Genomic DNA, 12,444 nt, shown 5'->3' on the forward strand with positions numbered 1-12,444 from the left:
GATCCAACCAGCTACAACATCGCTCATTCGTCGAGCGCTTTCACGAGTGCGTCCTGGGCGTCGCTGTAGAAGACGAAGGAGACCTTCGTGGCAACCTCGTCGCTGACGTCAAGGAGTTGCCGACGCGCAGATACGGGCAACAGAAGCGCCGACGCGCCCTTCTCCATCGCGTGTTCAGCGAGTGCTGCGGCATTCAACACGGTCTCGATCCCGCCACCCAACGACAGGTTGCCGACCGCGATGAGACCACCACGAACCGACCGTTGGAGCATGGCCGAGGCGAGTGCGAGGAGGATCGGGAGGCCGAGGCCGGCGCCGGTCTTGGCGGCGTCGAGTGCGCGGACCTGCGCGGTGAGATTGTGCTCGCGGGGGTCACGATCGCCTACGAGTTGTCTGGCCTGGGCGATGAGATTCTGCTCGGCGACCTTGAAGCTCTCGCGGAGCGTGGCGGGCGCGGCCTGGTTGAGCAGCCCGCGTGCGCCCGAGCCGGGCGTATCGGCCGCCTCGATCCGATATAACCCCGGGCCAACATCGCCGCTACCTTCGGAGATTGCCCACACCTGGCCGGGTGGCAGCGGGTCGAGGCCAATCGAGTCAGGACTCGCCAGCTCAGGCGTCGAGACGAACTGCTCGACTCCCTCGCCGAGACGGTAGCCGAACTGAGTGTTGCGGAACTCGGCCGCGCCGATGCGGCGCTGCTGCTCCTTGACCCGGCGGCGGCACTCGAGGGCGATGCGCACCGCCCATTCGAGATCCTCGTCGGAGATGGCGGACTCCGCGTCAGGGTACAGAAGCTTGAGCAAGCCATCGACGGTCTTGTTGACCGCCGACAGGTCACGCCCCGACAGTGCGTCGGAGTAGTTGACCCGCCCCTGGATGGACGCGAGGCGCGACTGATCTCGCAGACGCGACCAGCACTCAGAGAGGAAGTCGCTGACGAGACCGAAGTGGTGGGTGAAGTACGTCGGGTTGAGCTTAGGGACATCCCAGCCGGGCAAGTACGCGTGGATGCGGTCCATGAACGCCGTGTCGTCGCGCATCTCCGGTGGCAGCGGCGACAGCAGGTGACCAATGCGCTGCTGGTGGGCGACGTCGACGTCGAAGTTGCCGACGAGCACGATCGAGCCGTCGGCGCGGATCGACTCACGGCCTCGGGAGAACTCGCCCGACTCCATGTAGCCCTTCATGATGTTGACGCCGTCCTTCTGATCGAAGGAGACACCCGAGACCTCGTCGAAGCACACGACGTCGTACTGCGCAACGAGGCCCCGCTGTCCGGTGGCGTTGTTGACGAACATCCGTGCAACCGTGGCCTTACCCCCAGAGATCAGGTGTGCGTAGGGCGAGACCTGCTGGAACAGGTGAGACTTGCCGGTACCGCGAGGCCCGAGCTCGACCATGTTGAAGTTCCGTTGCACGAACGGGACCATGCGCAGCAGCAGGACATCCTGCTCGCGCTCGCTGAGCTGCGTGGGCTCGAAGCCCACCGACCGAAGCAGGAGATGCTTCCACTGCTCAGTCGTGAACCGCGAGCGGCCTTCGGCCAATCGCGAGAGCGAGTCGCGGGTCGAGAGCTGGATCGGGCGCAGCGACCCGATGGCGAAGGGCTTGCCGTTGTTCTCCTCCGCGATCGCGGCGTCGTAGAACAGGTCGACCTCCGCGTAGAAGCCCCCGGTCAGCATGCGCTCGTTGTCGCGCACGACGGCGTCGTCAATGCGGACGTCCTTCAGTCCGAGACTCGGCAGCTCTGCGACGTACGCGTTCGACTTCGCGTCGAGGCGGGCCTTGACGAGGTCAATGAGCTTGATGGTCATGCGCTCGCGAGCACGCGACTTGAACAGTTCCTCCTCGCCCGCCCGCACGGTGCGGTCGGCAAGGAGTCGTCGCACGACCTGGAGTCCCTCTTCGATCTCTTCAGGATCCGTCGTAGCGCAGTAGCGTCCGATCAGAAACTCGCCGACGTACGTTGGGACCGGATACGCGCCCTTGAACTGCTGCGCGAGGTCCTTTCGAACGACATAGCCCTCGAATGCCGCGGCCGCGGTCTCATCGATCTCGTCGAGTTTGATCGCGTCGGTCATTCGGTGCCTCCCACCGTCGTCTGTGTCTGGGCTAGAACCGCACCGGCCGGGTCGAGCAGGACGACCCATGCGACGGTTCCGCTCGGGGCAACTTCCTCATCGACGAGGACCTTGACCTCGCCGGGCTCCGTCGGTGACTTCGGGCCGCCGACCGTGCTCGACGCGTCGGCGGGGCGGAGCCGGACCTCGGCGACAACCTCGGCCTCGGCAGGCCCGTAGTCGATCCGGCATCGTTGTCCGGTCCACCGGACCGCCTCGATCTGCACAGGTGCTGCGGCCGTATCGCCGCGCGTCACCGTGACGACGGGAATCACGCACTCCTGGAGACTCAATCCACCGTGCTCGTAGAGGCGGCCGGCCTCGAACGCCGCGGTTCCCGGCGCGCTCACCATGTCGACCGAAGAGTCCCACGTCCAGGGCAAGATCGGGAAGTCCGGGCGCGCCGCCGCCGCCTTCAACCGGGCCACACGCGGCTTGCGTGCCGTGTCGCCTTCCGTGACCTGCAACGGCAGGGTGACCTTCTGCGCTGGCTGGCCAGGCAGCAGGAATCCGTGATCGGTGACGATGACGACCCTCCGCCAGCCCGCGTCGAGCAGCCCGCGCACGCGCTCGGCCACGAGGTCGAGTTGCTGGTCGACGAGGTCGGCAAGAGCGTGCCCGTGCGAGTGGCCGAGCGAGTCGATCGAGTTTGTCTGCGTCCATGCCTTCCCAGCCGGGTCTCCGATCTCGGCGGCGTCCCACTCAAGGAACTGAACGTTCGCGCTCGCGAGTGCCGAGCGCAGGATCGCACCTTTGAGAGATCGGCCCTGGTCGTCGGCCGCGTCGAAGGCCGTTCCGCCACCTACGGTGATTGCGACGGGAGCGACCGCCGGCTGCCCGGTTGGAGTGACGCTGGGGAATGCGGCCAGTCGTGTCTCGACGGCGACGACGAGCGGCGACAACCGCCGAGCCACGCGTGTAGCGAGGTCGAAGCGCAGCGCGTCGACGTAGACGACGGCAGTGGCCGCAGCTATGTCCAGGCCCGTCTTCCCGGGGTAGCCAGCTACTGCGGCCTTCTGGAATGCTCGCGCTGACTCGTCAACCCAGGAGTCGTAGAGCGCTCCCAGCGCCGCGGCGACCGCGGTCCGGTCCTGTGCGGTCTTCGCCGATGCGATAGCCCGCAATGCGAGGTCGTCGACCGTGTGCCCTTCGTTGCCGTACCACGCGACCTGAGCCTCGAGGTCTGACGCTGACGACGCGGTAGCAACACGATCAGCGAGCTCGGCAAGGTGTCCGACGGCCCGCGCGAGCGGCGCCTGCCTAAGCACGGCCCAGACGTTCTCTTCCCGTGGCGAGTGCACCGCAGCGAGTTCCACGACCCGGCTGCGCGGGTCTGGGTGAGTCGTGAGCGCGCCAAGCGCGCTCCGCAGCGCCTCCTCCTGGTCGCGATTCCACGAGGGCCAGGAGTCAGGGTGGGGATCGGTGTCTCCGAAGAGCGGCACGACGGACGGACGCGCCTGGTCTAGAAGGCCAGGGATGTTCGGGTAACGCCCGGGGTTCTCGGCGAATCGCTGCCATACCGCGTTCCACTCTCCGGCGCGGCTTCCGAGCTTGCTGGCCGCGGTGAGTGTGCCGTCCTTTTCGGGGCTGAAGCCGTAGGTGTCCTTGCAGGACGCGACGAGCGCCTTCCACCGCACGCCGGTGAGCGAGGCTCGCGTGGCTTCGGGATCATCGATCCAGTCGAGGAGGGTGCGGACGTGGTCGTCGAGGACGAGGTGTCGCAGCCGGGCGGAGTCGAGCCTCCCTTTGCGTTTGAGGTCATCGACGTCTTCGAGGAGCAGCTTGTCGAGCACTTCCCCGAGTGCGGCTTTTGTTGAGGCGTCCCCGGCGAGGTCGAGCCCGGCACCCTGCTTGGATGCGAGGAACGAGTGCGGCGTCCACGGGGTCTGGCCGATGGCTGAGGGCCACCAGTTGGAGCGGGTCGCGACCTCGGCGAGGGGCGCGAGCGAATCGTCGAGTGTAGACGCCTCGACGACGGAGCCTCGGCTGATCCCGGGCAGGTAGATCACCCATGGGTTGCGCTCATCGGGCTCGGCAAGGTGCGGCGGGAGTTCTGCTGCATCTGGCGAAGCGAGCACAGCTCGAAGCCAGAGCGCCGGGCCCTGCGCGATTGCGAGGTCGTACTCACCGAGGACGAGGATTGGCACCGCCTCCTGGAGGCTGCGGATCACCGGTTCCCAGGCGCGGTCGGGGTCGGCCCACAGCACGGCAGCGGGCGCGGAGTTCGCGCCCGCGTTGAAGGCGGCGGCGTCACGGAGCGCTTTGGCGACGACGGCACGGACGAGCGTCATTCGGCAGCCTCCGCCTTGCGCCGGGCAGCGCGGCGCTCCTCAAGGGTCACGTGCAAATCGTTGTGCCGTTCTGAGCCGTCGAGGTTCGTCCCGCGGTCCTTCCTCCAGTGGACATTGACCTTCGACCGGAGAACGCCGGCGGTCACGAACGGGCGGATGTTGAGGCGGACGCCATCATCGATGTCCGGTTCCCAGCCGATCGGCTGCTGGGACGCCGGCTTCCAACGTACGTAGATGTCATACGGCGGTGCCCCTTCGAGGATGAGCTGGAGCCTGCGCTGGAGGTCTTCAGCGGCGGCAAGACGAGCATCTGCACCAGGCCTTTCGGCGCGGGTCTCGTGCTTCTGCCGGTCGATCCAGGAGCCGAGGGATGTGAAGGTCAGCTTCTCCAGCGTCCGCCGGTCAAGCTTGTGATAGTTGACGATCGCCGAGAACCCGTCCTTACGGCCGTCCCAGATGTGCCATAGGAACGGTCGGTTGTCGAAGACCTTCACATGCTGGGCGAAGAACTTGTCGCGGAGCCAATCCTCGAGCCGCCCGTTCTTGCCGCCAGCGTCGACCACCAGCCTTCTCTCGGTCGCGCTAGACCACTCCGCGCCGTACGCAATTGCAAGGAGTCCCCGGAGCCGCGCAGGAAGGTCGGGTTCGCCGGGAAGAGAGGCCATGGCCGCGATGCCGTCGTGATCCTCGAGGGCTTCCAAGTCGTCCTCTGCCTGATCTGGCCATCGGTATCCAAGAAGTCGCGCAACTGCGACTTGAAGCGGATGGTCAGAGCCGACCGGATCCCCGAGGAACGACCACTGCGTCGGGTCGCTGGTCGCGCTTGAACCGATGGCGTCCACCTCTTCAGCGACCTGCTGCCAACGCGCGCGATCGAACGGAACCTTGATGAGGTATCCCGGGTTCACCACGACTTTTGAGTTCACGCGACGAACTGCCTCAGCGTACTCAGGAGACTGCAGATACTGCCAGATGGCGCCCAGGTCATCTGGGTTGGACGGGATTACCGGTGCCGAAGCGTCATTGAACATCTCGCCGTTGTAGAGAGTGGCTCGAAGGCTCGACTGACCAACGAGTACCCCGCGCCTTCCGAGAACCGCCGAAGGATTGTAGTTGTGCGCCTTCGACGACTGGAGCCGACCGTGCCCAGAATCCCAGCGGAGGAAGTACTGCCTTCCCGTACTAGGCCCCGTCCTAGAGGGCGCAGTCACGTATCGCTCCCACACAGACGGGTCTCCGCTGATTTCCCAGAAGTGCAGCACGTACTGCGACGTATCCATCGTGACGAGGCCTTGCCAACTGGTTGCGTAGCTCGACAGCAGGCTCTTCCCCAGCGCGCTCGCGTCGAGCACAGATCCCGGGTTCTTGCGCAAAGCAGCGAATGTGACCAAGTCAATCTCACCGTCCCTCAGCGCTTCCGCTTTGGCATCCACTGAAGTCGGCGGGCGGGCATCAACGAACAGCATGTCTTGCGAACGATGGGCGGATAGCAGCACCAGCGCTGACTGCACAACCTGGCCGGTGATCGTCTGGAAGGCACCCGCCCCAAGCGGGGCAACAACGTTCCATCCAGAGTGGTCGAGCAGGTGCACGCGCAGTGAACTGAACGACTTCAGGAAGAGCCAGTTCATCGGCATGACCGCCGCGATGGTTCCCGTCGCCGCGGGGAGATACCGCTCAAGCATCGCCGTCGCAAGTTCTGTACTCGAACGCGGGAACCGATCAGCGATGAACTCGGCCGTGGCCTCGTCCATCCGTTGTGTGCTCAGATACGGCGGGTTGGTCGCAACCAGGGTGTAGTTCCGGCCAAGTAGGCCGGCTGCGTGCATAACGTCGTCAGCAGCATGACCGAGAACTGTAGCGTCCTGGCTCTCCTCTCGGAGGGCCGTCGCGAGAACGCTACGCACTCGTTCCGCAGAAACGCCAACAGTCAGATCGCGGCCAAAAAGCCCATCGCGGTAATCCGCAGGACGCGGGTCGATGAGAGATCCCAGGCTGTCAGCGTTGCGAAACAGCGAGTGGAGGCCACGCATCGCTTGTCGAAGCTGCTCGTCGTCGCCCGCAAGCGCTTCCCATTCCGAGCGAGCCGCGCGCACCGGAACGCCAGAACAAGCGATCTGTGGAGCAGGGATCTCACGGAACCCACCCTGCTTCCATGCCTCGAGCGCGACGTTGAAGGTGGCGATCTGAGTGCAGCGGGGGTCCAGTTCGAGGCCGTGGAGGTTATCGCGGAGGACTGCGTCCTGCGCGTCTGCCGGCGTAAGGCCCTCCTCCTCGGCGCGCATGCGCCAGAGCATCCCGAACATGGCCACGAGGAAGTGGCCTGAGCCGCAGCAGGGGTCCATCACCGTCACATCGGCGGCGCGCTCGGGCCATTCACCGAATATGCCCGCGGCCGGGGCGCCGTCCTCATTCAGGCGCAGGTACTCCCAGCCGTCGACGAGTGAGGAGTCGGGGTGGCGGGCGGCCCACCATGCTCCAAGTGAGTTCTCCAGCAGGAACCGCACCATGTAGTTCTCGGTGAACAACTGTGTGACGGGAGACAGATCGGCCCCGCCGATCTTCACGCCCGAGTCGTTGACCCGCTTCTTCTCGGCCGTCTGCCAGAACTGATATACCCAGCCGAGCGCATCCTCCGTCGTGAACACCTCAGAAGGAATGTCAAGGAGTAGGCGCTCCAGCGCGTTGCGGTGTTCGGCTGCGAACCGGACTTGTACCGCAGGGTCGGTGAGGCGGAACACGCCGGGCAAGATCTCAGACGCGAACCGCGCGGCAACGGCCCACGCGTCCGGCTCGCCAAGCTCGGACGCGAGATCGCCGCAGTCCTCCAATGACAACGGGACGTCACGGTACTCCGGGTGCCGGAGCAGGCCGTTGACTTCCAGGAAGCGCGCGAACAGCAAGCGATGCCACTGCTCATAGGCGACGTCGTGGATCAGGTTGGTGAGCGGTGCGCCAGCGCGCGCGGTCTCGTCGCCGAGCTGCCGCGCCTTGTCGCGGAGCGCAAGGCGAAGCTTGTTCTGCTCCTCGTTGAGGTAGCCCGGACGACTCAGCTCGGCCACCGCGAGGGCGCGCAAGGCATCCTCGGCCGCACGCTGCGCAGCCGCACGGGCGCGTTGAGTCTGGGTGTCGAGGAAGCGCCGCTGATCAGAGTTCAGGAACGTGGTCGTTGCCGTGGTCATGGTCAGCCCTTCACCACAACGGTGTCGTTGCCACTGTTCAAGGCAGCGAGAAGCCGATTGCGCAGGTCATCGATATACCGCTCAACGTCGTCCGCGTTGCTCAGGCTCGCCGTCGACACCCGCACCGTAGTCGTCTTCGCCGCGGGCGTCGTCAGCTGAATAGCCGACTCGAGCGCCCGTGAGACCCGCTGCGGGATCGCATCGAGCTCGGCGGTCCATCCCTGGAGCGGCCTCGCCTGCGCGGCTGCGAGCACAGCCGATGGGTCGGCAAGGTTCGGCTCCGCCTCGGTGCCGAGGTGGTGTTCCGTGAGGAAAGCCTCGCGCTGCGCCCCGTTGAGAGCCGTCCATGCGGGCTGCTGTTGGAGGCTCGCCACAGCCGTCGCCCGAGCGTCGCGTAGCGCCACCGCTGCGTCGTGGATCGCGTCACGCAGTGCGTCGGCGAGTTCCTTGACAATTGGGGCGACGGGGTCGGCGTCGGCGAGGAGATGGCGGCTCGCGGCCAGTGCGTCGAGCCGGCCACGGGCCGCGGATGCGCGCTCCAGGCCTGCGGCCGACGTCGCAAGCAAACGCGCCAGTTCGAGCGAGGCCGTCCGGCTCTTTAGCCTCCGTTCCAGTGTCTCGAGCCGGTCACTGAATGTCGTGAGATCGCTCTTCGCGGCAAGAAGCGCGTGCACGCGGTCGTTGCCCGACGTGTTCAGGATCACCTGAATCTCGCCGGGCACGGTGATGTCCGGGAGGGGGGCAGGCCCACTTACGTCCCTCGCGCGGTCGACGAGTGACTTGACGGCGTGTTCCACGGCCGAGACAAGCCCATCGTTGTCGGTCGGGAATCCGAGGGTGCTCAGCACCTGGCGAGCCTGAATCTTCTCGGCGGGCTTGAGAACCGTGACTTCGCGGCGGAGCTGCACATTGCCGAGGCGCGTCTGCTTGAGCACGTCGGCCGTGGTGGCGTCGCTCCCGTTAAGCGTCGCGCGGACCACTCCGGTGTCGAGGAGCACCCCGAGCGAGGCCATGAGCGCGTCCCGCGGCCAGCCGAGGGGTTTCGAGGTGACGGCCTTCTCGACGTCGCTCGCGGCGGTGCCAGCCGGACCGACGTGGCTCAGGACTTCCTTGACGACCCGGTGCTGCTCGGGGTCGGCGTCGTGCTGGACGGCCTTGAGGGCGTCGGCTGCCGATCCGCTCCGGACCCGCGCGATGACCTGCGGCCACCGGTTGTCGTCGGCTTCGGAGAACCGCGGGAACAGGCGGGCCGCGGCATCCTGAGCGGCGGTCTCGATGCGTTCGCGGAGGGATAGCCCGTTGGGTGCTGTTCCGCCGCCGAGGAGCACGTTGGCCTTGGAGATCACGTCGCGGACGTGGGCGTTCACTTGGTCCGTCGCGCGGTGGAGGCGAGTCTGCATCGCGCTTCGGGCCTGCTTGCCCTCGTCGTCTTGCGGGATTCCCTGCTGGTCGATCACGCGTTGTGCGGCGATCTTGTTGCGGACAGCCGCCGCGAATGCCGGGGCCTGGACGCGGGGAAGGTGGACGAGGACGATCGGTGAGTCGACACCGAGGCTGCGGGCGGCTTCGTCGAACTGCTTCGCGGTGATGCCCTCGTCCCATTCGGAGCGGAGCCACACCGGGATTGCCTCGGAGTCCGGCGGGAGCGAGGCGTCGGCGTGCAGCGCGAGCTTGCGCGATTCCTTGGCGCGACCCTGCTGGATCGTCGCGGGCAGGGCCCGGCTGACCTCCGCTAGCAGCAGGGAGTCGCGCTCGGTGCTCACCTCGCTGTCGGTGACCTGCGCGTGGTGCCTGCGCAAGGCCTCGTCCCACTCGCGGCCCGCCTTGGTCTGAAGGCGGAACTCCTCGCCGTCCTGCTGGAGCACACCCTCCTCAGCGAGGGCTTCGAGCACAACGGGCACCTGCTGCCTAAGCCGGTCGCCGTCGTGGGCGAGATCCTCGACGAGGAGATCGACGAGGTGGTCCGCCGTCGCCCGCACGCCGATGTCGCCGTGGCCCGACGTCGGAAGCAGACCGATGAGGTGGATGAGGCCGAGGATGCGGCCTCGCAGGGGATCCTTCTGCCCCTGCTCGTGGATGAGCGTCTGCGTCTCCTTGAGGAGCAGACCCGCGCCGTTGAGGTCTTCGTTCTTCTGCGCATACAGGAAGTCGGCACCGACCACGGTGCCCACCGACTCGGGCGCGACCTTGCGGTTCGCCTCATGAACGATGCGGAGCTGGGAGCGCAACTGACCAGCGCGGCCGGCATCGGCCTGGCGGAGCACACTCTCCCAGAACCGGCGACGCACCGGGAGCAGCGGGTAGTCCTCGGCCAGGTCCTTGTCGTCGGACGCGGTGTGCTGAATCTTGCTCCCGATGAGCTGGCGGGAAATCTGTCCGGCGACCGACGACAACGTGCTGTCGAGACCGGGCTTCTTGGCAGGCTCCTTGCTTAGGAGGACGCGGCGCACGACGGCGTCGACATCCTGATTCTTGAGCACGACCTTGACGGTGAAGCGGTCCTGGATCTTCTGAAGCGTCGAATCGGCCGTCAGCTCCTGCTGGCCCGTGGCAACGAGGAGCACCCGGCCGTTCAGTTCACGCGACACGGACTCGACGAGGTTCTGCACCTCCATCGCCCGGCCGCCGTCGCCGCTGATGTACTGCTGCACCTCGTCGAGGACGATCAGCGACGGCGGGATCTGGCCGCTGCCGACGTACTCAAGGATCTTCTTGAGCAGCGCGATCGTCTCGTCGGTGGAGAACAAGCGGGTGTCTGGCGGGAACTGGCTGCGCAGCGCGGCGCGAACATCCTTGGCCGACGCGGCGAACTGCGGGTCCGCGGCGAGGATCGCGTTCGCGAGCAGCGTGCTGAGGTTGTACTCGCCCAGCTCTTCGACGAGGTCACCGCCGCTGGCAGTCACGTGGTCGCGGACGGCGTCGAGGTGACCGTTCCCCGCGAGCCACAGCGCCACTTGGGCAGGCGCGACGCGCGTCGGAAGCCCTGCCGCGCCGAGGACGATCGAGAGAAACACCGAGTTGAGGGTGTCGCCGCTGCGGTCAAGCGCACCCGCAGCCGCCCAGGGAGCGGCACCATCCCGACGGCCGAGCGTCGTCAGCTCCGTCAGCTGGTCCTGGATGCCCCGGGGGATGTTCGTCAGACCACGCGCGGTCGCACCGTTCGGGAACTTCGTGTCGGCCCACAGATGCTGGAGCACACGGACGAGATGGGACTTGCCGCTGCCGTAGAAGCCCGAGACCCACACGGCGGGCTGCGTCGTACGGTTCCGGTGACGGGTGTAGGAGTCGAGAATGCGCTGCAGGCCGTGCTCGTACTCGCCCTCGCAGACGAAACTTTCCAGCTCGTACTTGAGGACGTCCCACTGGTTGGAGTCCTCGGGCCGGTCGACGTTGGTGACACCGTCGTTCGGAATCTCGAAGCTCAGCGGAGGCCGGACGAAGAGGTTGTTGTTGGTCGTCACGCGAGGTCCTTCTGCGGATCGATGACGCGAGCGCGGTAGTTGAACCCATCGCGCGCGTCGAGCAAGCGGAATGAATGAGTATCCGGGTCGTGTAGCCCGGGGAAGAGCACAAGGAGGCGTCCGGTCACCGCGGAGTCGACGGACTTGATCACGCTCGACGCTCGCAGGAACGGGAAGATCGAGCCGATGCCGACGAGCGCCACGACGGCGTTCATTGGAGCCGCTTCAAGGGCTTCACGGATGCGGCTGACCAGTGTGGTCTCGAACTGGTCCAGGATCGATTGCGTGAGATCGCTCGGCTCCTCGTAGAACGCCTCAGCGTGACGGTGTGATGACAACCAGCGACCGAAGTCGTCGGTGACGTCGATGACGACCCACCGCCGACCCGCTTGGATGGTCGCCAGCTCCATGCTCGGGAGCGAGTGGAGGATCTGGCGCTCAAGGTCCGGCGGGTAGACAAGCATCCACACTCTCTCGCCACCTGAGACGTTGTCCTTCCAGGTCAGGGACAACTCGGCCTTGTACGCATCGACGAGATCGGAGACACGGCTCATGCGGCACCGCCGAGGGCCGGGAATGACACGTCAACCACGTTGCCCGCGACGAGCAGGTCGAGGAGGCCCTGGGTATGCGCGTCCCGCAGCGCCTCCAGGGTGCGTCCGGGAGCGAGCCCCAGAATCTTCGACCACGGGTTATCGAAGACGCCGAGGCCGCGCCCGCCGGCGAGGTACCCCAGGTAAGCCGCGTACGCGATGGCCGCCGGGCGGGCCTCCACCTCGGTGCGCACCTTCTTGGAGCGACCGGCGAGATGACCGGTCTGGGTCCAGCATGCCCCCGTGTTACGGCCAGTCTTTCCGAGGGTTGACTCCGACATCTCGTTGCCGAACTGTGCGGCGACAGCAGCGGTGAGGTCTGCCGATGTCACGCCCGAGCCCACCGGGAGGTCCGCGATCGCGGTGAACGAGGCCCGGAGCACCTCGTCGCGTATGAAGGCCAGCAACCCGGCCAAGAGCGGGTGCGACGACGGATCGATGTCCCAGAAGTGCCGCAACGCTGTGAACTCCGGGCGAGCCGGATCCAGGAGGTACAGCTCGCGCAGGTGGCGGAACGAACGCTGGCGACCAGCATGGGTTGGGCGCCCGAGGATATTGCTGTCGACGACCGCTTCTCGGTATTGCTCCGCGGACGCGTCCTTGGGTACTGCATGGAGCAGCTCGACGAGGTGCGGAATGCTGATGGTGTGGCTGGCTGTTGTCCGCAGCTTGCCGAGGGCGAAGTCGCTGTCGGCGGCGTCAGAACTCGTCATCGGTCGGTGCTCTCCACTGTTAGGCGGGTGTGGGAGCAGGCCGCTGTGACATCCGCGCCACGCTGATATGCGTACGTCCCTAAG

General features: G+C 66.3%; 6 protein-coding genes. All 6 read right to left on the minus strand.

All coding sequences use genetic code 11. The features are described 5' to 3' along the window. Positions 1–23 precede the first annotated feature (23 nt). Genes brxL through JOE53_RS14005 form a run of 6 tightly spaced genes read right to left on the minus strand, consistent with a single transcriptional unit; the run spans position 24 to position 12,360 of the window. Positions 24–2,081 carry a protease Lon-related BREX system protein BrxL gene (brxL, locus tag JOE53_RS13980; protein WP_204948076.1) on the minus strand — a complete coding sequence of 686 codons (2,058 nt, stop codon included), beginning with the start codon at positions 2,079–2,081 and terminating at the stop codon, positions 24–26. Then, positions 2,078–4,411 (minus strand): BREX-1 system phosphatase PglZ type B, encoded by a 2,334-nt coding sequence (gene pglZ / locus JOE53_RS13985; protein WP_204948077.1) that lies wholly within the window; start codon positions 4,409–4,411, stop codon positions 2,078–2,080. Before pglZ ends, brxL begins: the two co-directional genes overlap by 4 nt. Then, positions 4,408–7,593 (minus strand): BREX-1 system adenine-specific DNA-methyltransferase PglX, encoded by a 3,186-nt coding sequence (locus JOE53_RS13990; RefSeq protein ID WP_204948078.1) that lies wholly within the window; start codon positions 7,591–7,593, stop codon positions 4,408–4,410. Before JOE53_RS13990 ends, pglZ begins: the two co-directional genes overlap by 4 nt. A gap of 2 nt (positions 7,594–7,595) precedes the next feature. Further along, on the minus strand, positions 7,596–11,054 hold the full coding sequence (gene brxC / locus JOE53_RS13995; RefSeq protein ID WP_204948079.1) for a BREX system P-loop protein BrxC: 3,459 nt from the start codon (positions 11,052–11,054) through the stop codon (positions 7,596–7,598). Continuing rightward, positions 11,051–11,608: a BREX protein BrxB domain-containing protein gene (locus JOE53_RS14000; protein WP_204948080.1), complete on the minus strand. Its 558-nt coding sequence runs from the start codon at positions 11,606–11,608 to the stop codon at positions 11,051–11,053. Before JOE53_RS14000 ends, brxC begins: the two co-directional genes overlap by 4 nt. Next, the gene (locus JOE53_RS14005) at positions 11,605–12,360 is read right to left on the minus strand and encodes a hypothetical protein (RefSeq protein WP_204948081.1); all 756 of its coding nucleotides are present in this window, start codon (positions 12,358–12,360) and stop codon (positions 11,605–11,607) included. Before JOE53_RS14005 ends, JOE53_RS14000 begins: the two co-directional genes overlap by 4 nt. Positions 12,361–12,444 lie beyond the last annotated feature (84 nt).

The organism is Microbacterium laevaniformans, assembly GCF_016907555.1.
GTDB lineage: Bacteria > Actinomycetota > Actinomycetes > Actinomycetales > Microbacteriaceae > Microbacterium > Microbacterium laevaniformans.

What these genes read in the sequence shown, in the direction of transcription:
- brxL (WP_204948076.1), bottom strand. Translation starts at nt 2,081, where the DNA reads ATGACCGACGCGATCAAACTCGACGAGATCGATGAGACCGCGGCCGCG.
- pglZ (WP_204948077.1), bottom strand. Translation starts at nt 4,411, where the DNA reads ATGACGCTCGTCCGTGCCGTCGTCGCCAAAGCGCTCCGTGACGCCGCC.
- JOE53_RS13990 (WP_204948078.1), bottom strand. Translation starts at nt 7,593, where the DNA reads ATGACCACGGCAACGACCACGTTCCTGAACTCTGATCAGCGGCGCTTC.
- JOE53_RS14000 (WP_204948080.1), bottom strand. Translation starts at nt 11,608, where the DNA reads ATGAGCCGTGTCTCCGATCTCGTCGATGCGTACAAGGCCGAGTTGTCC.
- JOE53_RS14005 (WP_204948081.1), bottom strand. Translation starts at nt 12,360, where the DNA reads ATGACGAGTTCTGACGCCGCCGACAGCGACTTCGCCCTCGGCAAGCTG.